Origin of the sequence: Trinickia violacea, from assembly GCF_005280735.1 — a bacterium.
Lineage (GTDB): Bacteria > Pseudomonadota > Gammaproteobacteria > Burkholderiales > Burkholderiaceae > Trinickia_A > Trinickia_A violacea.
This window is the reverse complement of record NZ_CP040078.1, coordinates 1,864,247-1,890,183: the sequence shown is the minus strand read 5'-3', so window position 1 is coordinate 1,890,183 and position 25,937 is coordinate 1,864,247. Positions and strand designations below refer to the sequence as shown.

The 25,937-nt window shown below is 62.0% G+C and carries 20 protein-coding genes, 2 tRNA genes and 3 rRNA genes; 7 read left to right on the top strand and 18 right to left on the bottom strand.

The features are described 5' to 3' along the window. Window positions 1-262 precede the first annotated feature (262 nt). On the top strand, window positions 263-970 hold the full coding sequence (locus FAZ95_RS30630; RefSeq protein ID WP_137336181.1) for an MgtC/SapB family protein: 708 nt from the start codon (window positions 263-265) through the stop codon (window positions 968-970). Between the two features lie 458 nt (window positions 971-1,428). Beyond that, entirely contained in the window at window positions 1,429-1,680 is a 252-nt protein-coding gene (locus FAZ95_RS30625; RefSeq protein WP_137336180.1) for a GlsB/YeaQ/YmgE family stress response membrane protein, read from the top strand. A 182-nt stretch (window positions 1,681-1,862) separates the two neighbouring features. Here the strand turns inward: FAZ95_RS30625 and rrf are convergent. The 13 genes from rrf to phnS all read right to left on the bottom strand — a co-directional run bounded on the left by rrf (window position 1,863) and on the right by phnS (window position 15,969). Then, window positions 1,863-1,975: ribosomal RNA gene (gene rrf / locus FAZ95_RS30620) — 5S ribosomal RNA — on the bottom strand. A 183-nt stretch (window positions 1,976-2,158) separates the two neighbouring features. Continuing rightward, a 23S ribosomal RNA gene (locus FAZ95_RS30615) occupies window positions 2,159-5,038 on the bottom strand. Window positions 5,039-5,353: 315 nt separating this feature from the next. Next, window positions 5,354-5,429 (bottom strand) — tRNA-Ala (locus FAZ95_RS30610). Between the two features lie 46 nt (window positions 5,430-5,475). Beyond that, window positions 5,476-5,552: transfer RNA gene (locus FAZ95_RS30605), tRNA-Ile, on the bottom strand. A 65-nt stretch (window positions 5,553-5,617) separates the two neighbouring features. Then, a 16S ribosomal RNA gene (locus tag FAZ95_RS30600) occupies window positions 5,618-7,147 on the bottom strand. Together the 16S, 23S and 5S rRNA genes with 2 tRNA genes alongside form the textbook arrangement of a ribosomal RNA operon. Before the next feature lie 574 nt (window positions 7,148-7,721). Then, window positions 7,722-8,267, bottom strand: coding sequence for a phosphonate degradation HD-domain oxygenase (locus FAZ95_RS30595; protein ID WP_137336179.1), 546 nt, complete (start codon window positions 8,265-8,267; stop codon window positions 7,722-7,724). Between the two features lie 4 nt (window positions 8,268-8,271). Next, on the bottom strand, window positions 8,272-9,735 hold the full coding sequence (gene phnY / locus FAZ95_RS30590) for a phosphonoacetaldehyde dehydrogenase (RefSeq protein ID WP_137336178.1): 1,464 nt from the start codon (window positions 9,733-9,735) through the stop codon (window positions 8,272-8,274). Beyond that, window positions 9,732-10,991 carry a phosphonoacetate hydrolase gene (gene phnA, locus FAZ95_RS30585; protein ID WP_137336177.1) on the bottom strand — a complete coding sequence of 420 codons (1,260 nt, stop codon included), beginning with the start codon at window positions 10,989-10,991 and terminating at the stop codon, window positions 9,732-9,734. Before phnA ends, phnY begins: the two co-directional genes overlap by 4 nt. 66 nt (window positions 10,992-11,057) lie before the next feature. After that, window positions 11,058-11,768 (bottom strand): phosphonate utilization associated transcriptional regulator, encoded by a 711-nt coding sequence (locus tag FAZ95_RS30580; protein ID WP_137337676.1) that lies wholly within the window; start codon window positions 11,766-11,768, stop codon window positions 11,058-11,060. An 87-nt stretch (window positions 11,769-11,855) separates the two neighbouring features. Further along, window positions 11,856-12,728, bottom strand: a complete 873-nt coding sequence (phnV, locus tag FAZ95_RS30575; RefSeq protein WP_137336176.1) for a 2-aminoethylphosphonate ABC transport system, membrane component PhnV — start codon at window positions 12,726-12,728, stop codon at window positions 11,856-11,858. Further along, window positions 12,718-13,650, bottom strand: a complete 933-nt coding sequence (locus tag FAZ95_RS30570; protein ID WP_137336175.1) for a 2-aminoethylphosphonate ABC transporter permease subunit — start codon at window positions 13,648-13,650, stop codon at window positions 12,718-12,720. The genes phnV and FAZ95_RS30570 overlap by 11 nt, the downstream gene beginning before the upstream one ends. Then, window positions 13,628-14,728, bottom strand: coding sequence for a 2-aminoethylphosphonate ABC transport system ATP-binding subunit PhnT (phnT, locus tag FAZ95_RS30565; RefSeq protein ID WP_175425806.1), 1,101 nt, complete (start codon window positions 14,726-14,728; stop codon window positions 13,628-13,630). The genes FAZ95_RS30570 and phnT overlap by 23 nt, the downstream gene beginning before the upstream one ends. A gap of 149 nt (window positions 14,729-14,877) precedes the next feature. Continuing rightward, window positions 14,878-15,969 carry a 2-aminoethylphosphonate ABC transporter substrate-binding protein gene (gene phnS, locus FAZ95_RS30560; protein ID WP_137336174.1) on the bottom strand — a complete coding sequence of 364 codons (1,092 nt, stop codon included), beginning with the start codon at window positions 15,967-15,969 and terminating at the stop codon, window positions 14,878-14,880. A 357-nt stretch (window positions 15,970-16,326) separates the two neighbouring features. On the opposite strand from phnS, the gene FAZ95_RS30555 reads away from it, so the two are divergent. Beyond that, a complete protein-coding gene (locus FAZ95_RS30555; RefSeq protein WP_437437749.1) occupies window positions 16,327-17,439 on the top strand; it encodes a 2-aminoethylphosphonate--pyruvate transaminase in 1,113 nt (370 codons plus the stop codon). A gap of 131 nt (window positions 17,440-17,570) precedes the next feature. Beyond that, window positions 17,571-18,494, top strand: a complete 924-nt coding sequence (locus FAZ95_RS30550; RefSeq protein WP_137336172.1) for a glutaminase — start codon at window positions 17,571-17,573, stop codon at window positions 18,492-18,494. A 49-nt stretch (window positions 18,495-18,543) separates the two neighbouring features. Here the strand turns inward: FAZ95_RS30550 and FAZ95_RS30545 are convergent, their stop codons facing one another. From FAZ95_RS30545 to FAZ95_RS30530, 4 genes are all read right to left on the bottom strand, one after another. Continuing rightward, window positions 18,544-19,005 (bottom strand): hypothetical protein, encoded by a 462-nt coding sequence (locus FAZ95_RS30545; RefSeq protein ID WP_137336171.1) that lies wholly within the window; start codon window positions 19,003-19,005, stop codon window positions 18,544-18,546. Between the two features lie 48 nt (window positions 19,006-19,053). Then, window positions 19,054-19,476 carry an ACT domain-containing protein gene (locus FAZ95_RS30540; protein WP_137336170.1) on the bottom strand — a complete coding sequence of 141 codons (423 nt, stop codon included), beginning with the start codon at window positions 19,474-19,476 and terminating at the stop codon, window positions 19,054-19,056. A gap of 131 nt (window positions 19,477-19,607) precedes the next feature. After that, on the bottom strand, window positions 19,608-20,507 hold the full coding sequence (locus FAZ95_RS30535; protein ID WP_137336169.1) for an SDR family oxidoreductase: 900 nt from the start codon (window positions 20,505-20,507) through the stop codon (window positions 19,608-19,610). Window positions 20,508-20,603: 96 nt separating this feature from the next. Further along, a complete protein-coding gene (locus tag FAZ95_RS30530; protein WP_137336168.1) occupies window positions 20,604-21,101 on the bottom strand; it encodes an NUDIX domain-containing protein in 498 nt (165 codons plus the stop codon). Between the two features lie 245 nt (window positions 21,102-21,346). Between FAZ95_RS30530 and FAZ95_RS30525 the strand changes: the two genes are divergently transcribed. From FAZ95_RS30525 to FAZ95_RS30515, 3 genes are all read left to right on the top strand, one after another. After that, window positions 21,347-22,885, top strand: a complete 1,539-nt coding sequence (locus FAZ95_RS30525) for an NfeD family protein (protein WP_137336167.1) — start codon at window positions 21,347-21,349, stop codon at window positions 22,883-22,885. Beyond that, window positions 22,882-23,649: a slipin family protein gene (locus tag FAZ95_RS30520; RefSeq protein WP_137336166.1), complete on the top strand. Its 768-nt coding sequence runs from the start codon at window positions 22,882-22,884 to the stop codon at window positions 23,647-23,649. Before FAZ95_RS30525 ends, FAZ95_RS30520 begins: the two co-directional genes overlap by 4 nt. 67 nt (window positions 23,650-23,716) lie before the next feature. Continuing rightward, window positions 23,717-25,366 (top strand): FAD-dependent oxidoreductase, encoded by a 1,650-nt coding sequence (locus FAZ95_RS30515; RefSeq protein ID WP_137336165.1) that lies wholly within the window; start codon window positions 23,717-23,719, stop codon window positions 25,364-25,366. An 83-nt stretch (window positions 25,367-25,449) separates the two neighbouring features. Here the strand turns inward: FAZ95_RS30515 and FAZ95_RS30510 are convergent, their stop codons facing one another. Further along, a complete protein-coding gene (locus tag FAZ95_RS30510; protein ID WP_137336164.1) occupies window positions 25,450-25,926 on the bottom strand; it encodes a hypothetical protein in 477 nt (158 codons plus the stop codon). Window positions 25,927-25,937: the final 11 nt, after the last annotated feature.

Genomic DNA, 25,937 nt, shown 5'->3' with positions numbered 1-25,937 from the left:
ACTCGTGTTCCCGATAGCCATAGCGCGCCAGTGTTCGCGCGAAGGGTTGTCGTGCGCTGCCCTGTCCACCGACAACGATCTTCGAGATACCCGAGGTGCGTCCCGTTGCGCATTGACTACCGAGTTCGTGTTCGCCGTACGACATCAATACGTTCACCGAAGCGTGGCATGCTCACGCTCCTGACTGTTCACAGGGCCACGTATGAAACCCAAGCTCGCGGTCGAATCCATCACTCACCAAAACCATTAGAACGCTTATCTCATGACGCTTGAATTCGCCCTCCGGTTGCTGGCCGCGTTTGCGTGCGGAGTCGCAATCGGCATCGAACGCCAGATGCGCCAACGCACAGCCGGTCTGCGCACCATTACCCTCGTCGCAAGTGGTGCTTGCCTGTTCGTCACACTCGGCGTCCTTACTGGCAACGGAGTCGCTGGCGTGACGCAAATTGCCGCGTACGTCGTGTCGGGTGTCGGCTTTCTCGGTGGCGGCGTGATCATGCGAGATAAGGGCTCCATCCAAGGGATCAACACAGCCGCGACGTTGTGGTGTTCCGCCGCTGTCGGCGTGCTCTGCGGCGCCGGCCACTATGGTCCCGCGCTCGCCGGCACCGCCGTCGTGCTGCTGACGAATACGGTTCTGCGTGCAGTCAGTCAAGCCATCAATGCAACGCCCGTTTCGAACGCGGACCTGATACGCGAGTACGTTTTGTCCGTCGTCTGCCGAGAGGAGGACGAGATTCACATCCGCACCGCACTTTCGAACTCGATGTACTCGGCGCCGTTGTCGTTCCAGAGCCTCACGAGCGAAGATGTACCCGATGCGGCCGGGCGCATCCTGGTGACAGCAACGCTCAAGCTGCATCCCAAAGATCAATCGAAGCTCGAGCTGATGGCAAGCCGCATCAGCATGGAAAAAGGCGTGTCGAGCGTGAGTTGGACCGCGAAGGAAGCCGAACCCACGCCCGAATGAGAGTCACTTAAACGCTCGGTCGCGCCAAGCCTTCAAATAGCCAACAGATCGACTCGATTAGAATGTGCTGTGGTGCGTTCCCGCTTGCGAATGAATGTACTGTCACCTATAACAAGCGTAAGCGATGGACCCTAGCCGCCGACGCGGGATCGGCCATCGTTCTTTCCCTCTGTGCAGCCCGACGCCGAGAACGATATGAACTCAGTGACTGCGCGCAGTGCATTGGCTTGTTGCCTTGTCGCAGAGATCTTCGGCGTTCGCGGCGACTTGCTTCTCCTTGAGCACCGGTTAAATCCAATTCGACGTGATTTACCCGCTCCGCTCAGCCCCCCAGCAACATCTCTAAATAGTGTTAATTGCGTATCCTAACTATGGACTCGCCTATGTGCACCATTTAAGCTCGGTCAGCGCAATGATTTGGCGCTTTTCTTTTTACTCTTCACCACGGAGTCTCCACTATGCAACACGGGCTCATTGCATGGCTCATTATCGGCGCAATCGCTGGCTGGCTAGCGGGCGTATTGGTCAAAGGCGGCGGCTTCGGATTGATCGTCGACATCATCGTCGGGATCGTCGGCGCGTTTATTGGTGGTTGGTTGGCGCGCGTACTAGGGATCTCGCTCGGCGGCGGCATGATCGCATCGATCATTACTGCAGTGATCGGCGCTGTTATCTTGCTATTCATTATCCGCCTCATCAAACGAGGATGAGGCTAGGCAAATAATTTTACGGCGGAGTGTTCTGAGGATGGGCCACGCTCCGCCGCCGTGGCGCTGCGGAGCCGGTTTAGCTGCACCGGCATGTCTTCCGACGTTTTTTCGGGGCTGGTTTTTCTAGCGCGTAAACGCCACAACCCCACCTTTGAGGGGTGGGGTTGTGGACGTATAGAGAAGCCTGACGATTACCTACTTTCACACGGGCATCCGCACTATCATCGGCGTGGAGTCGTTTCACGGTCCTGTTCGGGATGGGAAGGGGTGGTACCAACTCGCTATGGTCATCAGGCATGACTTGTTGCTGCATCGCTTGAGGCGGCGCAGCCAATCTGGGAAGAAGTAGGGTGTGTAATGGATTGGGTTGTGACTGTGTGCACAACGCGGTTGATCTCAACCTTGGGCGTGTTGCTCTGCATGGGACCAGAGTAAGCGCTGAAGCGCTAACACTGGTCGACAGAAACGCACTGGTTATAGGATCAAGCCGTACGGGCAATTAGTATCGGTTAGCTTAACGCATTACTGCGCTTCCACACCCGACCTATCAACGTCCTGGTCTCGAACGACCCTTCAAGGGGATCAAGTCCCCGGGGATATCTCATCTTAAGGCGAGTTTCCCGCTTAGATGCTTTCAGCGGTTATCTCTTCCGAACATAGCTACCCGGCGATGCCACTGGCGTGACAACCGGTACACCAGAGGTTCGTCCACTCCGGTCCTCTCGTACTAGGAGCAGCCCCCTTCAAATATCCAACGCCCACGGCAGATAGGGACCAAACTGTCTCACGACGTTTTAAACCCAGCTCACGTACCTCTTTAAATGGCGAACAGCCATACCCTTGGGACCGGCTACAGCCCCAGGATGAGATGAGCCGACATCGAGGTGCCAAACACCGCCGTCGATATGAACTCTTGGGCGGTATCAGCCTGTTATCCCCAGAGTACCTTTTATCCGTTGAGCGATGGCCCTTCCATACAGAACCACCGGATCACTATGACCTGCTTTCGCACCTGCTCGACTTGTCGGTCTCGCAGTTAAGCACGCTTATGCCATTGCACTATCAGCACGATTTCCGACCGTACCTAGCGTACCTTCGTACTCCTCCGTTACACTTTGGGAGGAGACCGCCCCAGTCAAACTGCCTACCATGCACTGTCCCCGACCCGGATCACGGGCCAAGGTTAGAACCTCAAACAAACCAGGGTGGTATTTCAAGGACGGCTCCACCGAAACTAGCGTTCCGGTTTCATAGCCTCCCACCTATCCTACACAGATCGGTTCAAAGTCCAATGCAAAGCTACAGTAAAGGTTCATGGGGTCTTTCCGTCTAGCCGCGGGGAGATTGCATCATCACAAACACTTCAACTTCGCTGAGTCTCGGGAGGAGACAGTGTGGCCATCGTTACGCCATTCGTGCAGGTCGGAACTTACCCGACAAGGAATTTCGCTACCTTAGGACCGTTATAGTTACGGCCGCCGTTTACCGGGACTTCAATCAAGAGCTTGCACCCCATCATTTAATCTTCCGGCACCGGGCAGGCGTCACACCCTATACGTCCACTTTCGTGTTTGCAGAGTGCTGTGTTTTTATTAAACAGTCGCAGCCACCAGTTTATTGCAACCCCTTCACCCTCCTGGCGCAGGCCAGTCAAGCTACAGGGGCGTACCTTATCCCGAAGTTACGGTACCAATTTGCCGAGTTCCTTCTCCCGAGTTCTCTCAAGCGCCTTAGAATACTCATCTCGCCCACCTGTGTCGGTTTGCGGTACGGTCATTGTTAAACTGAAGCTTAGAGGCTTTTCTTGGAACCACTTCCAATTGCTTCGCGACCGAAGTCGCTCGCGCCACACCCTTGAATCCTGTGCCCGGATTTGCCTAAGCACCTTCTCCAATGCAGCGACCGGGACGTCCAACACCCGGACAACCTTCCGCGATCCGTCCCCCCCATCGCATTTAACAATGGTGCAGGAATATTGACCTGCTTCCCATCAGCTACGCATTTCTGCCTCGCCTTAGGGGCCGACTCACCCTACGCCGATGAACGTTGCGTAGGAAACCTTGGGCTTACGGCGAGGGGGCCTTTCACCCCCTTTATCGCTACTCATGTCAGCATTCGCACTTCCGATACCTCCAGCACGCTTTTCAACGCACCTTCGCAGGCTTACGGAACGCTCTCCTACCATGCACATAAATGTGCATCCGCAGCTTCGGTATATGGCTTAGCCCCGTTACATCTTCCGCGCAGGACGACTCGATCAGTGAGCTATTACGCTTTCTTTAAAGGATGGCTGCTTCTAAGCCAACCTCCTGACTGTTTTAGCCTTCCCACTTCGTTTCCCACTTAGCCATATTTGGGGACCTTAGCTGGCGGTCTGGGTTGTTTCCCCTCTTGACACCGGACGTTAGCACCCGATGTCTGTCTCCCGTGATTGCACTCTTCGGTATTCGGAGTTTGCTATGGCGAAGTAATCCGCAATGGACCCTTCAACCATGACAGTGCTCTACCCCCGAAGGTGATACACGAGGCACTACCTAAATAGTTTTCGGAGAGAACCAGCTATTTCCAAGTTTGTTTAGCCTTTCACCCCTATCCACAGCTCATCCCCTAACTTTTCAACGTTAGTGGGTTCGGTCCTCCAGTACGTGTTACCGCACCTTCAACCTGGCCATGGATAGATCACTTGGTTTCGGGTCTACGCCCAGCAACTGAACGCCCTATTCGGACTCGCTTTCGCTACGCCTGCCTTAATCAGTTAAGCTTGCTACTGAACGTAAGTCGCTGACCCATTATACAAAAGGTACGCCGTCACCCCTTGCGAGGCTCCGACTGTTTGTATGCATGCGGTTTCAGGATCTATTTCACCCTCCCGGGGTTCTTTTCGCCTTTCCCTCACGGTACTGGTTCACTATCGGTCGATCACGAGTATTTAGCCTTGGAGGATGGTCCCCCCATCTTCAGACAGGATTTCACGTGTCCCGCCCTACTTGTCGTACCCCTAGTTCTTCCTAACTGTTTTCGCCTACAGGGCTATCACCTGCTATGGCCGCACTTTCCAGAGCGTTCGGCTAACAACTAAGATAAAAGGTACAAGGCTGATCCCATTTCGCTCGCCACTACTTTGGGAATCTCGGTTGATTTCTGTTCCTGCGGTTACTTAGATGTTTCAGTTCACCGCGTTCGCTTCACTAGACCTATGTATTCAGTCTAGGATGACCCATACGGGCCGGGTTTCCCCATTCGGACATCTTCGGATCAAAGCTTGTTTGCCAGCTCCCCGAAGCTTTTCGCAGGCTACCGCGTCCTTCATCGCCTGTGATCGCCAAGGCATCCACCACATGCACTTGTTCGCTTGACCCTATAACTAGTGCGTCTCGCTCGCTTGCGCTTTCGCGTCCGCTTCCAAGCACACCCGTCATAGGTTGAGTTTTCGCGTTGTGCCGTATTCCAATTGAGCCGAACATTAAGTTCGAATCATCTTGAGATACATCGATACAATCACAACCCAGATAGCGTCCACGCCCATCTCTAAGCGCTTTCGCTATCCATTACTACTTCTTCCTGATTGTTAAAGAACGACAGCCGATAAGCTTTCACTTACCGCTCTGACTGGCTCAATCGCCAATGACAAACACTCGATCCTCACTCGGATCAAGTCCTTATCATTAGTGATTGGTGGAGGATGACGGGATCGAACCGACGACCCCCTGCTTGCAAAGCAGGTGCTCTCCCAGCTGAGCTAATCCCCCGTACCTGACACTCCAAGGGTTCCGAGCTCCAGCCACCGCAGACAATTGGTGGGTCTGGTTGGATTCGAACCAACGACCCCCGCCTTATCAAGACGGTGCTCTAACCGACTGAGCTACAGACCCCTTAAGCCTGTCTTTATCTACAGCCGATAAGCGTGAGCGCTTAACTTTGACGCGTTAAGCTCGAGAAAGGAGGTGATCCAGCCGCACCTTCCGATACGGCTACCTTGTTACGACTTCACCCCAGTCATGAATCCTACCGTGGTGACCGTCCTCCTTGCGGTTAGACTAGCCACTTCTGGTAAAACCCACTCCCATGGTGTGACGGGCGGTGTGTACAAGACCCGGGAACGTATTCACCGCGGCATGCTGATCCGCGATTACTAGCGATTCCAGCTTCATGCACTCGAGTTGCAGAGTGCAATCCGGACTACGATCGGTTTTCTGGGATTGGCTCCACCTCGCGGCTTGGCGACCCTCTGTTCCGACCATTGTATGACGTGTGAAGCCCTACCCATAAGGGCCATGAGGACTTGACGTCATCCCCACCTTCCTCCGGTTTGTCACCGGCAGTCTCCTTAGAGTGCTCTTGCGTAGCAACTAAGGACAAGGGTTGCGCTCGTTGCGGGACTTAACCCAACATCTCACGACACGAGCTGACGACAGCCATGCAGCACCTGTGCGACGGTTCTCTTTCGAGCACCCCCACCTTTCAGCAGGGTTCCGTCCATGTCAAGGGTAGGTAAGGTTTTTCGCGTTGCATCGAATTAATCCACATCATCCACCGCTTGTGCGGGTCCCCGTCAATTCCTTTGAGTTTTAATCTTGCGACCGTACTCCCCAGGCGGTCAACTTCACGCGTTAGCTACGTTACTAAGGAAATGAATCCCCAACAACTAGTTGACATCGTTTAGGGCGTGGACTACCAGGGTATCTAATCCTGTTTGCTCCCCACGCTTTCGTGCATGAGCGTCAGTATTGGCCCAGGGGGCTGCCTTCGCCATCGGTATTCCTCCACATCTCTACGCATTTCACTGCTACACGTGGAATTCTACCCCCCTCTGCCATACTCTAGCCCGCCAGTCACCAATGCAGTTCCCAGGTTAAGCCCGGGGATTTCACATCGGTCTTAGCGAACCGCCTGCGCACGCTTTACGCCCAGTAATTCCGATTAACGCTCGCACCCTACGTATTACCGCGGCTGCTGGCACGTAGTTAGCCGGTGCTTATTCTTCCGGTACCGTCATCCCCAGCCATATTAGGGCCAAGGATTTCTTTCCGGACAAAAGTGCTTTACAACCCGAAGGCCTTCTTCACACACGCGGCATTGCTGGATCAGGGTTGCCCCCATTGTCCAAAATTCCCCACTGCTGCCTCCCGTAGGAGTCTGGGCCGTGTCTCAGTCCCAGTGTGGCTGGTCGTCCTCTCAGACCAGCTACAGATCGTCGCCTTGGTAGGCCTTTACCCCACCAACTAGCTAATCTGCCATCGGCCGCCCCAATAGCGCGAGGCCTTTCGGTCCCCCGCTTTCATCCTAAAATCGTATGCGGTATTAATCCGGCTTTCGCCGGGCTATCCCCCACTACTGGACACGTTCCGATGTATTACTCACCCGTTCGCCACTCGCCACCAGGGTTGCCCCCGTGCTGCCGTTCGACTTGCATGTGTAAGGCATGCCGCCAGCGTTCAATCTGAGCCAGGATCAAACTCTTCAGTTCAATACCTGTTACTGTTTTCGGTTCCGTAGAACCGGTCGCTCACTCAACGTACTGACGATGATTAATCCATCTTTCGACGGATAAACCTTCCTCTAATACTGTGTGAGACTTGATACTTTTGCTTGGAGCAGACCCCGAAAGATCCGCCTCGCATCGCCATCAAGCGCCCACACTTATCGGCTGTAAATTGTTAAAGATCGCATCGCGCAACAGCACCGAACTTCGCTACCGTCTTGCGTCGCTGCATCAGCAGCAGAGAAACGAGATTATGCAGAATCTTTCGTCACTCGTCAACAAGTTTTTTAACCACTCAAACTTATCAACCCCGCCGAAAGCCTTGCCACATCGGGCTTCGTCCAACTTGCACCCGACCTGCCTCGCTTCCCCCGCGCTTCACTCCGAAGCGCGAAAGACCGAGATTCTAGCCACCCTCCGCATACCTGGCAAGCGGTATTTTGAAGAAATTAGAGCGACGCATGCACGCATGCGTCGCTCTATATAGAAGCAGTAGTGAGTGACTCGGCAAGCCAGCTAAGCACGAGTGCTCATTGCCTAGAAAAACACCGCAAAGCCGCTAGCACATCACCCGCTCAACGACGCCTAAGAAGTGCTCGATATCCGGCGTCTCCTTACCCGCCGTCTTAGCGCGATCGTCCCATTGCCGCAAACGCAGTGCATCTTGTGCATACGGCAATTGCAGGAATGCCTGCGCTTCCTCGTCGCTAAATACGCCGCCTTGCAATTTCAGGCTGCGCACCGAATCCTCCGAGAGCTTGCCGAAGTACGTCTTGTCGATGGCGCACAAGCAGCGTTTGGCATCCACGTGCAAACGAATCGGTTCGAGCACCGCAGGCGGCAAGATCGGCCGCAAGAACGGCAGCGCGAAGTACTGGTGGAGATCGTCGATGCCGCGCGCCGTCGGTGTCTCGCCGTGCAGATTCAATAGATGCCCCAGGTCGTGGAGGAACGCCGCGGCGACCAGCTCCTCGCTCGCGCCCTCGTCTTCCGCGAGCTTGCCGCTTTGCAATGCATGTTCAAGCTGGCTGACGGGCTCGCCGCTGTACGAGATGGCGCCATGCTGGGCAAACAGCGAACGGATATCGTCGAGACTCAGTGCCATTCATTTACTCCCAAGGCAACGAAAACGTCTTGAGGTTCGTAAAGCTCTTCATCGCTTCCTGAACCCCTTCCTTATAGCCAAGGCCCGAATCCTTGATGCCGCCGAATGGCGTCAGCTCGATCCGATATCCCGGCACCTCCCACACGTTGACCGTGCCCACGCGCAGTTCGTTGACGAAGCGCGCGATCACGTCGCTGCGATACGTGCACAAGCCCGACGACAATCCGAACGCCGTGCCGTTGCTGATGCGGATGGCGTCGTCGATCGTGTCGAAGGTGATGATCGGCGAGACGGGGCCGAAGGTTTCTTCGCGCACGAGCGTCATCGATGGGTCCACGCGGTCGACCACCGTCGGCGAATACAGCGCGCCCGCGCGCTTGTTGCCTACGAGCAACCGCGCGCCTTGAGCGACGGCTTCGTTCACGCGCGCCTCGAATAGCTGAGCGGCGGGTTCGTCGATGACGGTGCCCATTTGATTGGACTCGTCGAACGGATCGCCGTACGACCATGCAAGCGTCTTTTCGACGACCCGCTCGGTGAATCGCTCCGCGATGCTCTTTTGCACCAGCATGCGCTTGACGGCGGTGCAGCGTTGGCCCGAGTTCTTATAGGAGCCCTGCACCGCGAGCGATGCGGCGCGTTCGATGTCGGCATCGTCGAGCACGATCAGCGGATCGTTGCCGCCGAGTTCCAGCACGACGCGCCGGTAGCCCGCTTTGGAAGCGATGTATTTGCCGATCGCCACGCCGCCGGTAAACGTCACCAGCTCCACCGCCGGGTTCGTGATGAGCTCGTCGGCGATCTCGCGCGGGTCGCCGGTCAGGACCTGCAGCATCGGCGCGGGCAGTCCTGCTTCATAGAGGATGTCCGCCAGCAAATACGCCGACAGCGGCACCTTCTCCGACGGCTTCAGCACCACGCGATTATTCGTCGCGATCGCCGGCGCGATCTTGTGCGCGACCTGGTTCATCGGATGGTTGAACGGCGTAATCGCGACGATCACGCCCGCGAGCGGCTCGCGCTGCGTGAACACGCGCCGCGATTTGCCGTGCGGCGTCAAATCGCACGAGAAGCTTTGTCCGTCGTCGCGCAACGCTTCGATCGCGGAAAACTTGAGCACGTCGGCGACGCGGCCGATCTCGTAGCGCGAATCCTGTTTCGACAAGCCTGATTCGAGCGAGATCAGATCGGAGGCGGCTTCCGTTCGTTCGCGCAACAGCGCACCTGCACGCTCGAGGATGTGCGATCGCTCATAGCGCGACAGCTTCGCCCGATAGTTCGCCGCATACGTCAGCGCTTCCCGCACGTCTTCGACGCTTGCAAGCGGGACGGTTCCGGCACGCTGCCCCGTATAAGGATCGAAGACATCGAGCGTGCGCTCGCGCACAGCCCGTTCTCCCTTGATGCGCAGCGCTTCCGCGCGAAACGCGGGGTGATCGGCCGGATGCCGATGGCTGAGCGTGTTCATGATTGCGTCCCCAAGTGGTTCAGCGCGACATCGAAGATGTCGAAATTTCGCATGCGGGCGCGGCCCGGCAAGCCATCGGTCCTGCGGTTGAAGACGAGCGGCACCGTTTGCTCCGACAGGCCGCCGTGCGAACGCAGCGGCACCGTCAGCCCCGACAGGTCGTGCTCATCGCGGCGCGTGCCGAGCACGACGTTCCGCTGACTCACGACCACCACATCGCCGACGCGATCGCGCGGCAGCTCGAACCGCTCGCACGCGGTACGGTTGTCGAGCGCGATGTCGATGCCGTCCATCGCTGCGATGCGTCCAATGATTTGCGAAGCGTCGGCATCGCGCGGCAGGTAGATGGTCGCAAACGATCCGAGCGCGCCGTGATGCACGACGTACGGATCCGTGATCGGCAGAATCACGCGTGCGGCCCGCGCGCCGAGCCATTCGTCCATCACGTCCTGCAAGTAGATGACGTTCGGCTCGCCGGTTTCGGGATCGTGCTTCGCGTTCATGCCGTGGTCGGCGGTGAGGCCGATTGCCCAGCCGAGTTCGTCGAGCTGCGCGAGGTAGCGGTCCATCATCGCGTAGAACGCGTTGGCGTCGGCGCTGCCCGGTGCCGCCTTGTGCTGGACGTAGTCGGTTGTCGACAGGTACATGAGGTCGATCTTGCGCGTTTGCGCCAACCGCACGCCCGCCGCGAACACGAATTCCGACAAGCCCGCGCTATACACGTCGGGCACCGGCAGCCCGACGAGTTCGAGCACGTTGTCGATGCCGTTTTCTTCGCGCGTCGCTTGATCGGCCTTTTCGGCCGAGAAGCAGATGCCGTTCAATTGCCAGCCGAGAAGCCGGCGCAATTTGTCCTTCGCGGTGACGACGGCCACCGACGCGCCCGCGTCCGCCGCCGACGCCAAAATCGTCCCGGCGCGCAGATACGCGGGGTCGTTCATCATCACTTCGGCGCCTTTGCCGCCGTCCGCCTCCGGATCCCAGAAGTAGTTGCCGCAAATGCCGTGTACCGAAGGCGGCACGCCGCAGACGATCGACAAGTTGTTCGGGTTGGTGAACGACGGGATCACGCAATCGCCCTTGAACGCCGCGCCGTCGCGCAGCATCTTGCCGATGAACGGCGCGACGCCCGCGGCGACCGCCGCTTCCAGATAGTCGTATTCGCAGCCGTCGACGCAGACGACCACGGTCGGCAGGGCCGGCATCCGGTAGGCGCGGCCGTTGACTTCGATAGTGCGTTCAGGATTCGCTGACATCTTTGGTTCCATGCGCGTCGGTCACGCGCGTTCGTACATCGGATTCATCGGGTTTGTCGACGTCTCTCACGCCGACGACTGCTCGGAGGATTCTTCATAAGCGGCGTGCGCGCGCCGCCGGCCGCCCTCCACGTGTGCGCGCATCAGCATTTCGGCGCGCGCGGGATCGCGCGACGCCAGCGCCGTCACGATTGCGCGGTGCTCGGCGAGCGACTGCTGCATCGCGTCGGCGTGCACGCTCAACGCCGCACGCCGGAACAGGCTCAACTCGCCGACGAGCCGCCGATACGTTTCATGCAGCTTGCCGTTGCCGGACGCCGCGACGATCGCGTCATGGAACGCGACGTTGATGCGCGCGTAGGCATCGGGGTCGTGCGCGGCGACCGCGTCGCCCAACGCATCGAGGTGTTCCCGCAGCAGCGCGACCTGTTTCGCGTCGATGCGCGCGGCGAGCATTCGGCACGCGGCTTCTTCGAGCGCGGCGCGCACGGCGTAAATCTCGTCGGCTTCTTCGAGCGAGACGGTGCGCACGAATACGCCGCGGTTCTTCTCGGTGCGCAAGAGGCCCGCCTGTTCGAGCGCGCGGAACGCCTCGCGCACCGGCCCGCGCGACACCTTCATCCGCGCCGCCCAATCGGCTTCGTTGAGCTTGTCGCCCGGCTCGAGCGCGCCGCCGATGATGTTTCGCTCAATCTCGTCGCGCACCAGCGCCGGCAGCGAATGGCTGCGCAGAACCTCGATCGGATCGAGCGTTTGAATTTCCATATTTTCGGTCATATTCACATTTTTTGCCACATCGATACGGGTATGCCGCTGGCGGCCGGCGCGCGTTCCCGTGCCCGCCGGCACGTGCGTTCTATCCCATCAATCGATGCGTTTGCGCGGCACGCGCGCGGCGATCAACAGCAACGCGGCGAGCGACGCGAGCAACAGGACCAGCGACAGCGCCGATGCCGGCAAGTAATAGCCGCGTTCGACCTGTCCGACGACGACGATCGGCACGGTCGCGAAGCCCGGCGGATACACCGTCAGCGTCGCGCCCAGCTCGCCGAGCGACAGCGCGAAGCCAAGCGCGAGACTCGCGCGGATCGCGGGCACCAGCTGCGGCAGCACGACTCGGCGCAGCACCATCGACGGCGGTGCGCCGAGGCTCGCGGCGGCTTCACGCAATATCGTCAGCTCGGGACGCAGCGCGGCGGCCGCGCAGCGGTAGCAGAACGGCATCACGAGCGCCAATTGCACGAACACGACGATCGCCGCCGAACTCGACAGATCGAGCGGCCGCTTGTGATACGCGATCAGCACCGCAAGCCCGAGCACGACGCTCGGCACGCCGTTGGGCATCATCGCGATCATGTCGACGAACGCGCCGAGGCCGCGCCGGTCGCGCCCTTCGAGCGCCAGCGCGAGCCACAGGCCAAGCGCCGTGCCGAGTACGGCGACGCCGAAGCCGATTTCGAGGCTCGTCGTGAGCGCGTCGAAATCGCTCGAGCCGAGGCGCTCGAACCAGCGCATGCTCAAGCCGTCGGGCAGGATCGTGCCGGACCAGTGAGCGGCGACGCTGGAGAGCGCGACGACCAGCACCGGCAGCACGAAGAGCCAGAAGCACAGCAGCCCGGCGAACAACAGGAATGCCCCGCTGCCGATGCGGGCAACGAGCGTGCGGCGTGCCGGATGCGGCACGGGTTTCACCCTGGGCAGGCGCGGCGCGGTGCCAGGATTCAGATCAGCGGCCATGTCCAGCGCTCCCCACCTTGCGCCGGTTGACCCGGCGATACAACGCATACAAAGACAACGACATCGCGAGCATCACGACCGCGCCCGCGGCGGCGGTCGGCAAGTCGAGGTCGACGGTCGCCGAGCTATAGATCGCCACCGGCAGCGTGATCAGGTGCGCGCTGCCGAGCACGAGCAGAATGCCGAACTCGTTCAACGTCAGCAGGAAGCACAGGATCGTACCCGCCGCGATACCGGGCCACGCGATCGGCAGAATCACGCGCCACGCGACCATCCAGCCGTTCGCGCCGAGGCTCTTCGCGGCTTCGACAAGACGCATGTCGAGCGTGGCGAACGACGCGAGCGTCGGCCGCACGACGAACGGCGCGTAGAACACGACTTCCGCGAGAATCACGCCGCCGATCCCGAACAGGAAATTGAGCGGCGGCTGATCGAGGTGAAAGAGGCGCTGCAGGCCGATACTGACCGAGCCCTGCGAGCCGTACAGGAAGATCAGCGTGAACGCGACGAGAAACGACGGAAACGCTACGAACAGCTCGAGAAAGCGCGTGACGAGCTTCGCGCCCGGAAACGGCTTGAAGAACAGCATCGAAGCGAGCGCGACGCCGAGCACCGAAGCCAGCCCCGCGCTTGCGAACAGCACCCACAGCGTGGTGCCGACGACGCCGCGCGTCTCGGGGTTCTGAAAAAACGACGCGTAAGCCTGGAAGCTCAAACCGCCGTGCGCCCCGGTCAGGCTCAACAGCACGAGACGAATCAGCGGGTAGATGACGAGCGGCCCGAGCACCACCAGGGTCAAAAACACGAGATGCCATTGCGCGGCACGTTCGCGGCGGCGAGCGTGGGCGGCATGCGCGGCCGCCGTCGCCGCGCGGCGCGCATCGAGTGCGGCGAGCGCCTCAGGGCTTGATAAGGACGACATCATCCGCCTCGTAGTGCAAGGAAATACGTGCGCCCTTTTCGGGCGTCATGCCGAGACCGCGTTGCGTCGCGATCAGCACGGGCTCGTTCGGCATCGCATCGAGCGCGACCTGGACCGAGAGCGCCGAGCCATACCATTCGACCGACGTGATCACGCCGTGCAGCGCGGCCTCGCCGAGCGGCACGATGCGCAAGCGCTCGGGGCGAATGCACGCGACGCGGTCGCGCTCTTCATAGCGCGAGTCGCCGAGCGGGAACGCGACGTGAGGCGGCAGCAGATTGGCCGCGCCGAGATAGCGCGCGACGAAGCCGTCGTTCGGCGTGTCGTACAGCTGCTGCGGCGTGCCGAGCTGCGCGACGCGGCCTTCGCGCATCAGCAGCGTGCGGTCGGACAGCACGAGCGCGTCGTCCTGGTCGTGCGTGACGCAGACGATCGTCAGGTTCGGCAGGCGCTCATGCAGCGATTTCAATTCGGAACGCACCGACGCGCGCAGATTGGCGTCCAGTGCCGACAGCGGCTCGTCGAGCAGCAAGACGTCAGGCTCGATCACGAGCGCGCGCGCGAGCGCGACGCGCTGCTGCATGCCGCCCGAGAGCTGCGCCGGCATGACGTGGCCGGCGTCGCCGAGCTGCACGAGCTTGAGCACATCGGCCACGCGCCGCGACACCTCGCCCGAGGACACGCGCCGCGCGCGCAGCCCGAACGCGACATTCTCGAACACCGACAGATGCGGAAACAGCGCGTAGCTCTGGAACAGCAAGCCGAGATTGCGCTTGTGCGGCGGCACATGCGTGAGGTCGCGCCCCGCGACCGTCAGCGTGCCCGCCAAACCTTCGGTTTCGACAAAGCCGGCGATGAACCGCAACAACGTGGTCTTGCCGCAGCCGCTCTTGCCGAGCACCGTCAAGAGCTCGCCGCGCTCGATCGTCAGCGATAAATCGTCGAGCACGGTGCGCGCGCCGAAGCGCACGGTCAGGTGTTCGATATGCACGCCGTCCGGCGTACCCGTAAGCGCGTCTTCCCGCGCGTCACGCGCGGCGCCGAGCGCGCCGGGTTGAGCAAGGCTGGCAGTGGTCACCGGCTTCATCCTCTTACTTGATTGCACCAGGGCCTGTCCTCGCCGAGAACAGGCCCTCAACTACATCGGCTTAAGCCGCGCGGCTTATTGATCCGGCTTATTGATCCGGCTTATTGATCCGGCTTATAGATCCGGCTTACTGAGCCGACTTACTGCGCCGGCTTCACGACTTCGATCTGCTTGCCCGAATTGCCGATCACTTCGTTCTTCCAGCGCGCCGTCCAGCCGGCCTTCTTCGCCATCACCTGGTTCCAGTCCACCGGCACGAGCTTCACGCCCGCGATCGCCTGCTTGACCGCTTCGCCGTTCTTGCCCGTCAGCGGCACGTCGGTGCGGGCCGGGATGCCGAAGATGTCCGGCACCTTCGACTGCACGTCGGTCGACATCAGATAGTCGATCAGCTTCTTGCCTTCAGCCTGGTTCGGGCCGTTCTTGATCAAACCGATCGCGTACGGCAGCTGGAACGTGGTCGGCTGGCCGCCCGCCTTCGCCGCGAGGAAGATCGGCTTGAGCGACAGGCCGCCGTTGGCTGCGTCGTCGAGGTCCATCTGCAGATCGCCGTTCGCCACCGAGATTTCGTTGCGCGACAGCAGCACATCGAGGTAGCCCGTGCCCTTGGTGTGGAACTTGGCGCTTTGCTCGAGCTTCTTCAGGTAGTCGAACGCCTTGTCTTCACCCATCAGCGACGTCGTCAGGATGATGACCGCCATGCCGTCGCCGGCCGTCGCCGGGTTCGAGTACGCGACCTTGCCGCTGTAGTCGGGGTGCAGCAGGTCGGCGAACGTTTTCGGCTGGTTCTTCACGACATCCGGGTTGATCGCGAACGAGAAGTAGTTGTTGACGAACGTCGCCCAGGCGCCGTCCGGCGCCTTCGCGATCGCCGGCACGTTCTTGTAGTTCACGCTCTGATACGGCTGCAGCAGGCCCGTTTGCTGCGCCTGCTGAATGAACGGGGGCAGCGTCACGATCACGTCGGCCTTCGGCGAATCCTTCTCGACCGTCGCACGGTTCACAACTTCGCCACTTCCGGCCGTCACGATGTTGACCTTGACGCCTTCCTGTTTTTCGAACGCCGGCAGCACGTCCTTATAGAGATTCTCGAGGCCGTCGGCCGTGTACAGCACCACCGCATCGGCGGCGTGCGCAGGCATCGCCATGCCCTCGAACAGAGCCGCCGCGGCGAGTGCCGGCAGCAGCTTGCGGACGATACGGGCAGTCGCGTGGTGTTTCGTCGTGTTCATCTCGTTTTCTCCGAAGGGAGGAAAGACTATTGGTCGGGAGAAATCCCGATCCCTGTTGTGATTGAACGGCAGCGCGGCGGCGCTGCACACATTGCCACAGTCGGGCGACGCATTTTGCAGATTGTCGACAACCCGAGAGCTGTTTGCACGGCCGAATTTCGAGCCAGACGCTACCCACAGCGCTCTTGCCTCGGCCTGTGCGGGCACGGCAAGAATCACAGGCTTCCGTGACAGCGCGATGACGATTCTCACAAAAACCAAAAAATGACACAATTCGCCAATAAAATACATAGCGATCGATGTGCCGAACCGGAGCGCATCGTCCCTTTCTCGAGCCATTTTTCACAAGGAGCCACTGTGATTTTAGGTAACGAACCGATCCTGCTTACGCCAGGACCGCTGACAACTTCGCCTGCGACGCGGCAAGCGATGCTGCGCGACTGGGGCTCGTGGGATGCCGCCTTCAACCAGATGACGCAAAGCGTCTGCGCCGATCTGGTCGCCATCGCGAACGGCGGCCGGGATTACGTGTGCGTGCCGCTCCAGGGCAGCGGCACATTCTCGGTGGAAGCGGCGCTCGGCACGCTCGTGCCGCGCCAGGGCTGCGTGCTGGTGCCGAACAACGGCGCGTATTGCGCGCGCATCATCCGCATCCTGCAGCGGCTCGCCATCGATTACATCGAGCTTGCGCTCGACGACGACGAGCCCGTCGGCGTGGCGGCCATCGAAGATGCGTTCAACCACCACTCGCGCATCACGCACGTCGCGCAGGTGCATCTGGAGACGAGCGCGGGCCTCCTGAATCCGCTCGACGAGATCGCCGCGCTCTGCAAGCGCCACGGCAAGAGCCTGATCGTCGATGCGATGAGCTCGTTCGGCGCGCTGCCGATCGACCTCTCGCGCGGCGGCATCGATGCGCTGATCTCGGCCTCCGGCAAGTGCCTCGAAGGCGCGCCGGGCATGGGCTTCGTGATCGTGCGGCGCGAGGTGCTCGAAGCGAGCGAGGGCCGCTCGCCGTCGCTCGCGCTCGATTTGCACGATCAATACGTCTATATGCAGAAGACGACGCAGTGGCGCTTCACCCCGCCGACGCACGTCATCGCCGCGCTGCGCGCCGCGCTCGACCAGTTCCTCGCCGAAGGCGGCACGCCGGCTCGCGGCGCGCGCTATGCGAAGAATTGCGAGGTGCTCGTCCAAGGCATGCGCGCACTCGGCTTCGAGCCGTTCCTGAAACCGGAGGTGCAAGCACCCGTGATCGTCACGTTCCACGCACCGCGCGACCCCGCTTACGACTTCAAGACGTTCTATGCGGCGGTGCGGGAAGCGGGCTATGTGCTCTATCCCGGCAAGCTGACCAAGATGGAGACGTTCCGGGTCGGCTGCATCGGCGCGATCGATGCGAACGAGATGCACAACGTGGTCGCGGCCATCGGGCGGACGCTGACGGTGCTGGGCGTGCGGGTGCGCTAAGGGACTGACTGCGGACTGGATCGAGGCGCGGGCCAAGCAATGGGCGAAGAAGCAGGCCAAGAAACGGACTGTGAAAGCGGGCTGCGGTATCATCGCGGCCCGCGCTCATGGGCCTTCGGACGCACCCGTCAATGACCGACCAAAACTACTCCGCGATCCTCGAACAGATTCATCGCGACATCACGCCGTGGCTCAGCGCCGGGCGTGTCGCCGATTACATTCCCGAACTCGCCAAGGTGCCCGCCGAACGCTTCGGCATGGCGGTCGTCACGCTCGACGGCCGCGTGTTTTCCATCGGCGACGCTCGCCAGCGCTTCTCGATTCAGAGCATCTCGAAGCTCTTCGCTTGCACGCTCGCGTTTCAGCTCGTCGGCGACGCATTGTGGGAGCGCGTCGGCCGCGAGCCGTCGGGCACGGCGTTCAACTCGCTCGTGCAGCTCGAAAGCGAGCGCGGCAAGCCACGCAATCCGTTCATCAACGCGGGCGCGCTCGTCGTCACCGACGTGCTGTGCCGCCGCTTCGTCGGCGCCGAGACGGCGCTCGTCCAGTTCATGCGGCGCCTGACCGGCGTGATCGATCTCGACTACGACCTGCGCGTCGCCCACTCCGAGCTCGCGCATGCGGAGCGCAACCGCGCGATGGCGCACTTCATCGCGAGCTTCGGCAACCTGCAGATGCCACCCGATATCGTGATCGACGCCTATTGCCGCCAGTGCGCGATCGAAATGAATTGCGTCGAACTGGCGACGGCCGCCCTATTCCTCGCCAACGGCGGCGTCGCGCCGGTCTCGGGCGAGCGCATCCTCGACGCGAGCTCGGCCAAGCGCCTCTCCGCGCTGATGCTGACCTGCGGCACCTACGACGCGGCGGGCGACTTCGTCTACCGCGTCGGGTTGCCGGCGAAAAGCGGCGTCGGCGGCGGGATCGTCGCGGTGCTGCCCGGGGAGATGGCGGTATGCGTCTGGTCGCCTGGGCTCGACGCGAACGGCAATTCGCTTGCGGGCGTCAAGTCATTGGAATGGTTGACGACGCTGACCGGGCAGTCGATTTTTTGATCGTGCGCAAGCAGCGAAGGCGGCACCGCCCGGACCGGCTGTGTGTCGATCAATGCGGTTCACCGAGGCAAGCGTCGGCAACGTCGACGATCGGCTCGCTGTCGGCGTGAGCTTGAGGAAACCGGTCGACGCACTTGATCTGAACGAAGGTCCACCAGGTTCCCGGTGGATCGTGACCCAGCCACATCACGGTGGCGGCGGCCTTGGTTCGCAACCCCCATTGCCGCCAGTCAGCCCCTGTTGGCGAAAAGTTTCCGTGACTATCCGTGTACAGGCTGCGGTCCAACCCGTACTGCTTCAGATAGGGCGGATCGAAGCGCTCCTCGAGCGTAGCCGGCTCGCCACGCGCGATGGCTGCTTGCGCCATGGCCTCGTCCCGGCGGAAATCGCTCACGGCATGACCGATCACCGACAGCTCGAACAGCAATGCGCCGCCAACTGCCGTGCACGTCACAATGATGCAGAGCGCGAGCACCCAAAATACCCGCGTCCTGGTCGTCGGAGTATTCACACTCCCGACCTCCTCCCGGCGCCGGGATTCGCCGAAATGCCCGGGGCTTCAGGCCCTTTGCAGGATGTCAATCGCCTTTTCGGCATCGTCCAACGAGTCGACCGCGATATAGGCAATGAACTGAGAGCCAAGTACAGCGGCCGAGACACCTCGGAGATTGATGTCCCCGTCTGCCAGCATCTGGGTCAATTGTGCAATGACGCCCAGTTGGTCCAGACCCATTACACGGACGGAGTAAAGGCTCGGACTGACGCTGAACCCCACCTGCGTGGCGGCACGGATCGCACTGTCGCCCTGTAGCGGAGCGACAAACACGACGCCCTTACCCGATGCCTCCGGCGTGCGGCGTGCCACGACGAACTGCAAGTCGACACCCGCATCCCGCAAGACGCCTAATACCTTCGCAAGGCCTCCCGGTTTGTCGTCGATGGCCGCTGCCCAAACATCGACACGTTCCACACTGAGTTCCATGGCAGTCCCTCCCGCGTGACGGACCTCATCAGAAAAATCTACTTCACGAACGGCACGCGAGCAAGGTAGGCAGCGCAACGCGACGACCTACGCCGTTCTTTTCGGCTGCTGGCGGACAGCGACCGCGAAGCTTACGTCAACGCCTGGACGTAGCGCGCTTCGTTCAGATCGGAGATGAGCGTCGGGCCTGTCGGCTGCCAGCCCAAGCGCGCCTGTGTCTGCGCGCTCGATGCCGGCATATCGAGCGCGGCGAACATTGCCATCCATCCAAAGTGCGCTTGCGCTTCCGCACGCGCGATCGAGACGACCGGCACCTTCAGACCGCGCCCCAGCGCCTCGGCAATCTCGCGGGCGCTGACGCCCTCTTCACCGACCGCGTGATAGCGCGCACCGCGTTCGCCCTTCTCGATCGCGAGCCGGTACAACCGCACGACGTCCGACAGATGCCCCGCCGGCCAGCGGTTACGGCCATCCTCCACGTAGGCGCAGACGCCTTTCTCACGCACGATCTGGATGAGCGGCGTGATGAGGCCCTGCTTGAACGGGTTATGCACCTGTGGCAAACGCATGACCGACACGTTGATGCCCGCCTCCAGTAGCGCATCGCCGGCTAGCTCCGAGCCGATGCGCGGATTCGGGTGCGTGGTGTTGAACACATCCTCGGTGGCCGGTTGCCCGTCGTCGCGGCTGCCGACGCCCGTGCCCGATGTGATGAGAAGCGGACGATCGGAGCCGGCCAGCGCCGAGCCGAGTGCCGCAATCGCGCGCTTGTCCTTCTCGCAATTCTCCACGAAGCGCGAGAAATCGTGATCGAACGCGAGGTGGATGACGGCGTCCGCTTTCGCGGCGCCGCTGCGCAGGCTGTCGATGTCTTCGAGCGTGCCGCGATGAACGCCGGCGCCCGCCGCGGTCAGCGCCTGCGCGCCCTGATCGGATCGCGTCATGCCGATCACCTGATGACCGGCTTCGATGAGTTCGGGCACCAGAGCGGAGCCGATGAAGCCGGTTGCGCCCGTCAGAAAGATACGCATCGTGAAGTCTCCTGGGTAGTCACCCAGGCACTATGCGATCGGCCGCCATCCCGTAGAAGTCGTGACGTTATCCCAGTAAAACGACTAACAGGCTCATCATTCGCGCCGGCCTCGACTCTCTCCGCCGAGATACGCTGCGACCGGCTCAGTCAGCGCGATGCCGTGCAACTCCTCCGGCGATGCCAGTTGCGCGGCGATAATTTCGCGATTATCAAGCCGCAGTTTGGGCATGCGATCGAGGTGCAGTTCAAAGAAGTGCACCCTGTCTCTTCGCCCGTCCCACATGCCGCAGACGCTGCCCGCAGGGCGTAATGGGTACGACGAGAGACCAATCTCCTCGTCCATTTCGCGCTGCGCCGCTGCATCAGGCGTCTCACCGGGCCGCAGACTCCCGCCGGGAAAACCCCACTCGGCCCGGTACGACGACTTCACCAGCAACAGCGCTCGCCCGACGTAGATTGCGACGAGCGCACCCTCATGGCGAGGCCGTCGAAGGTGCCACCAGGCGCGAGCGAGCCGAAATCCGAAGCGAAGCGCCATGCGCCAGACAAAATCGATAAGCGTAGCTGCTCGCGCTCGCTCAAGGCTCGGCATGAGGTCTCTCCTTTCATTGTCAGAGGATCTTGCGGCTCGCCGCGTTCGTGCGGATTAGGCCATTTCAGCGTCTGTCACGCCGCTGCGTTGGAAACCGTAGTGTAGCCAGCGGGTGCGCTGCTCGCGTTTCCGAGCACTCACGCCCGCGCGCGAATCGCCTAATCTGTAAGCATCAGGCCGCTTTTTAAGCCTTTCCCGCATTGTCGAGGCGGTGCCGTCGCCCCCGCCTGGCGCCGATGAAAACGATGAAAACGCCTCTCTTGCTTCGGACCGCATCGATTCTCCGGGTTCTGTCGCTCGCCAAGTTCAGGTTCAGGCCGCTTGGTGCTTGGGGTGCGTTCGCCGCCGCGCTTGGCCTGTCGCTCGCTTGCGGCGTCGGCGAGGCGGCCCAGGCGCGGCCCGCGGAGGTGCTGGTGCTGCCGGTTTCCGGCGCGATCGGCCCGGCGAGCGCCGATTTCATCACGCGCGGCCTCGCGCGCGCCGAGCGCGACGGCGCGCAGCTCGCGGTCATCCAGCTCGACACGCCCGGCGGGCTCGATACCTCGATGCGCCAGATCATCAAGGCGATCCTCTCGTCGCCGGTGCCGGTGGCCGCGTTCATCAGCCCGAGCGGCGCGCGCGCGGCGAGCGCCGGCACCTACATCGTCTATTCGAGCCACATCGCGGCGATGGCGCCCGGCACCAATCTCGGTGCGGCGACGCCGGTGCAGCTCGGCGTCGGCGGTGGCGGACCGGAAACGCCGCCGCAGCCCGTGACCGGCGGACCAAGCGCCAACAAAGACAAAAGCGCGCAGGACGACCAGAAAGACAAGGCCGCGTCGTTGCCCACCGGCACCGACTCGCAATCGACTGAAATCCGCAAGCAGATCCACGACGCCGAAGCGTACATCCGCGGCCTCGCGCAACTGCGCGGGCGCAACGTCGACTGGGCCGGGAAAGCCGTTCGCGAAGCCGTGAGCCTGTCGGCGAACGACGCGCTCGATCAGCACGTCGTCGACCTCATCGCGCGCGACGTGCCCGACCTGCTCGTGAAAGTCGATGGACGCACCGTCGAAACCTCGACCGGCGCCCACCGCCTCGCGACCGCGGGCGCGCCGGTCGTCACGCTCGAGCCCGACTGGCGCAGCCACTTCCTCGCCGTCGTCACCGATCCGAACGTGGCGCTGATCCTGCTCACGATCGGCATGTACGGGCTCTTCTTCGAATTCGCGAATCCCGGTTTCGTGCTGCCCGGCGTGGCGGGCGCAATCGCGCTCTTGATCGGCCTCTTCGCGCTGCAGCTGCTGCCGATCAACTACACGGGGCTCGCGCTGATCTTTCTCGGCATCGCGTTCCTGATCGCCGAGTCGTTCCTGCCGACCTTCGGGACGCTCGGCTTCGGCGGGATCATCGCGTTCGCGGTCGGCGCGCTGATGCTGATCGACACCGACGTGCCCGGCTACGGCGTGCCGCTGCCGATGGTCGCCGCCCTCACCGCCGCGAGCGCGCTCTTCATCTTCGCGGTGTCGAGCGTGGCGTTGCGGGCGCGGCGGCGGCCGGTCGTGACGGGGTCCGAGGCGATCGTCGGCAGCGTCGGCGAAATCATCGATGAAGGCTTGCTTCCGAGCGGCGGCGATAGCGCCGGCGCCGCTGAAAACCTCGGCTGGGCGCGCGTGCATGGCGAGCGCTGGCGGGTGTCGGGGAGTGAACCGCTCGCGGCGGGCCGCCGTGTGCGCGTGACGAGCCGCCGGGGCCTCACGCTAACGGTCGTGCCCGTGGTCGAAAAACAAGGAGAACACTCATGATCGGCTTCACGTTCGGCTTTTCCAGCATCCTTTTTCTATTTCTGGTCATCCTGGTCGCGTCGTCGATCCGCATTTTTCGCGAGTACGAACGCGGTGTCGTGTTCATGCTCGGGCGTTTCTGGAAGGTCAAAGGGCCGGGCCTCGTGCTGATCATCCCGATCGTGCAGCAGGTGGTGCGCATCGACCTGCGCACCGTCGTGTTCGACGTGCCGCCACAGGACGTCATCACGCGCGACAACGTCTCGGTCAAGGTCAACGCAGTGGTCTATTTCCGCGTCGTCGATCCGGAGAAGGCCGTGATCCAAGTCGCGAAGTTTTTCGAGGCGACGAGCCAGCTCTCTCAAACGACGCTGCGCGCCGTGCTCGGCAAGCACGAACTCGACGAATTGCTGGCCGAGCGCGAGCAATTGAACGCCGATATTCAGAAAACGCTTGATGCGCAGACCGACGCCTGGGGCATCAAAGTGTCGAATGTCGAGATCAAGCACGTCGACATCAACGAGACGATGATCCGTGCGATTGCGCGGCAAGCCGAAGCCGAGCGCGAGCGGCGCGCGAAGATCATTCACGCGGAAGGCGAATTGCAGGCGTCGGAAAAGCTGCTGCAGGCCGCGCAGATCATCGCGCAGCAGCCGCAAGCGCTGCAACTGCGGTATCTGCAGACGCTGACCACGATCGCCGCCGACAAGAACTCCACGATTATCTTTCCGGTGCCCATCGAGCTGCTCAATGCCTTAATCAACCGCGTCGGTCCGGCGGCGTAGTCCCAGGTGGCGTTCAGGCCCATGTAGCGCGAATTGTCGCTTCTTTTTTGAAGGGGTTTGCGAAGCCATGCTGACCGTCGACGACATCCGGGCAATCCCCCTTTTCTCCACCCTTCCCGATTCCGAACTCGAGGATCTCGCTCACACGTCCGCCGATATGCGTCTGTGCGCGGGCGAATTCGCCGTCCATGAAGGCGGCGAGCGTGCGCTCTATGCCGTGCTCTCCGGCAAGATGGAAGTGATCAAAACGTTCGACGGCATCGAGCGCACGCTGGGCTGGCGCGCACCCGGGACCATCTTCGGCGAAGTCCCGCTGGCCCTCAGTTCGCCTTTCCCCGGCGCGTATCGGGCCGCCGAGCCGTCGCGCGTGATGCGCGTCGATGCCCAGCGCTATTACCAGCTCGCCGCCGTCTCGCCGGACGTCGCGACCAAGATGGGCGCGCTCGCGCGCGAGCGCATCGGCGGCTTGCAAGGACTCTCCGCCGAGCCGCCCAAGGCACGCGTGACGATGGTCGGCAATCGCTGGGATGCCGATTGCACGCGGCTGCGCCAGTTCCTTGCGCGCAACCAGATCAGCTACGACTGGATGACGCCCGATGCGCCCGAACTGCCTTCCAAATGGCCCGGGACCTGCCCGTCGGACGCGGATTGTCCGGCGCTGCGTCTCGTCGACGGCACGCAGCTCTTGCGGCCGGCCGCGCGCGAACTCGCCGAGCGACTGGGTCTTCAGACGAAACCGCGCCTCGCCGAATACGACACGATGATCATCGGCGGCGGGCCGGCGGGGCTCGCCGCGGCGGTATACGGTGCGTCGGAGGGGCTGTGCACGGTGGTCGTCGAGCGCGAAGCGCCGGGCGGGCAAGCCGGCACGTCGTCGCGGATCGAGAACTACCTCGGCTTTCCGAACGGCGTGTCGGGCGACGAACTCGCGAGCCGGGCATTGCAGCAGGCCAAGCGGCTCGGCGCGGAGATTCTGGTGACGCGCTCGGTCGAGCGCATCGACGCCGCCTCGCGCGAGATCCATCTCGACGGCGGCGATGTCGTCCGCGCGCGCACGCTGATCGTGGCGACGGGCGTGACGTGGCGCCGACTCGCCGTCGAGGGCTTCGACCGCTTCATCGGCAAAGGCATCTACTACGGCGCAGCGCGCAGCGAAGCGAGCGCGACGCACGGGCTCGACGTCTATCTGATCGGCGGCGGCAACTCGGCCGGGCAGGCCGCGCTGTACTTTTCGAATCACGCGCGGGAAGTCACGCTCGTTCTGCGCGGCGATGCGCTCGAGAAGAGCATGTCGCGCTATCTGGTCGAACAGATTGCCGCGAAGTCGAACGTGTCCGTCAGGTTGCACGCCGAAGTGGTCGGCGCATACGGCGATACGCATCTGACCGCGATCGACATACGCGACGGCGCGAGCGCAACGGTCGGCCGGCACGATTGCGGCGGCCTCTTCGTCTTCATCGGCGCCGATGCGGAAACCGGCTGGCTGCCGGCGGACATCGCACTCGACCAGCGCGGCTACGTGCTGACCGGCGACGACGTCGTCAAGGCCGGGCGCTGGCCGCTGAGCCGCGACCCTTACCTGCTCGAATCCAGCGTGCCCGGCATCTTCGCATGCGGGGACGTGAGGCTGAGTCCGATCAAACGCGTGGCTTCCGCGGTCGGCGAAGGGAGTATGGCGATCGCGTTCGTGCACCGTTATCTGCAGCAGGCCGGATGATCGCGCGGTCGCCCGAGATGAATGCCTGCGCCCTCCCCGTGAAGGCGATGGCTCCGGCTTGAAACGTTTGCGCGGCTGCGACGCTAAGCGGCCGCCAGCATGCGATCCCCGGTGCCCGGCGCTGCGGCGTCCCGCATGCGGTCGAGGTGCCGGCTGACCTTGATGACCTCATGGAGCGGCGCGTCTTGAAGCTGTTCGCCATGCAGGTCGAGGACTTCGCAAAGCAGTTCGTAGGTCAGCGGGTCGACGCGCCAGGAGCCGGTGCGGGCCGCCTCCGCGTTGCACTCGATCAGGCGCGACTGCACTTCGGCCATGCCCTCGGCCTGCGCCTCGCCCCACCCCGCGTTCACGAGGAGGCAAGTGGCGACGATCACGCCCGCCATCGTGCCGATCATCGCTGCGTTGCCGCGTCCCGATTTGAGCTCGTCGAGCTGCCAGTAATAGCTGATCAGGAGACGCCGCGATTCGTCGCGAGGCATCGGCAGCAAACGGCTCGCGCCGTCGATGAGCCGGATGGTCTGGCGCGGTTTCGCCGTTCGCTTGGAAGTTCGCGTTGACATTCTGAGAGGAA

Bases quoted from the DNA above. Each gene is read 5' to 3' on its own strand.
- FAZ95_RS30630 (WP_137336181.1), top strand. From the start codon at position 263: ATGACGCTTGAATTCGCCCTCCGGTTGCTGGCCGCGTTTGCGTGCGGA.
- FAZ95_RS30625 (WP_137336180.1), top strand. From the start codon at position 1,429: ATGCAACACGGGCTCATTGCATGGCTCATTATCGGCGCAATCGCTGGC.
- FAZ95_RS30595 (WP_137336179.1), bottom strand. From the start codon at position 8,267: ATGGCACTGAGTCTCGACGATATCCGTTCGCTGTTTGCCCAGCATGGC.
- phnY (WP_137336178.1), bottom strand. From the start codon at position 9,735: ATGAACACGCTCAGCCATCGGCATCCGGCCGATCACCCCGCGTTTCGC.
- phnA (WP_137336177.1), bottom strand. From the start codon at position 10,991: ATGTCAGCGAATCCTGAACGCACTATCGAAGTCAACGGCCGCGCCTAC.
- FAZ95_RS30580 (WP_137337676.1), bottom strand. From the start codon at position 11,768: ATGACCGAAAATATGGAAATTCAAACGCTCGATCCGATCGAGGTTCTG.
- phnV (WP_137336176.1), bottom strand. From the start codon at position 12,728: ATGGCCGCTGATCTGAATCCTGGCACCGCGCCGCGCCTGCCCAGGGTG.
- FAZ95_RS30570 (WP_137336175.1), bottom strand. From the start codon at position 13,650: ATGTCGTCCTTATCAAGCCCTGAGGCGCTCGCCGCACTCGATGCGCGC.
- phnS (WP_137336174.1), bottom strand. From the start codon at position 15,969: ATGAACACGACGAAACACCACGCGACTGCCCGTATCGTCCGCAAGCTG.
- FAZ95_RS30550 (WP_137336172.1), top strand. From the start codon at position 17,571: ATGACCGACCAAAACTACTCCGCGATCCTCGAACAGATTCATCGCGAC.
- FAZ95_RS30540 (WP_137336170.1), bottom strand. From the start codon at position 19,476: ATGGAACTCAGTGTGGAACGTGTCGATGTTTGGGCAGCGGCCATCGAC.
- FAZ95_RS30535 (WP_137336169.1), bottom strand. From the start codon at position 20,507: ATGCGTATCTTTCTGACGGGCGCAACCGGCTTCATCGGCTCCGCTCTG.
- FAZ95_RS30530 (WP_137336168.1), bottom strand. From the start codon at position 21,101: ATGCCGAGCCTTGAGCGAGCGCGAGCAGCTACGCTTATCGATTTTGTC.
- FAZ95_RS30525 (WP_137336167.1), top strand. From the start codon at position 21,347: ATGAAAACGCCTCTCTTGCTTCGGACCGCATCGATTCTCCGGGTTCTG.
- FAZ95_RS30520 (WP_137336166.1), top strand. From the start codon at position 22,882: ATGATCGGCTTCACGTTCGGCTTTTCCAGCATCCTTTTTCTATTTCTG.
- FAZ95_RS30515 (WP_137336165.1), top strand. From the start codon at position 23,717: ATGCTGACCGTCGACGACATCCGGGCAATCCCCCTTTTCTCCACCCTT.
- FAZ95_RS30510 (WP_137336164.1), bottom strand. From the start codon at position 25,926: ATGTCAACGCGAACTTCCAAGCGAACGGCGAAACCGCGCCAGACCATC.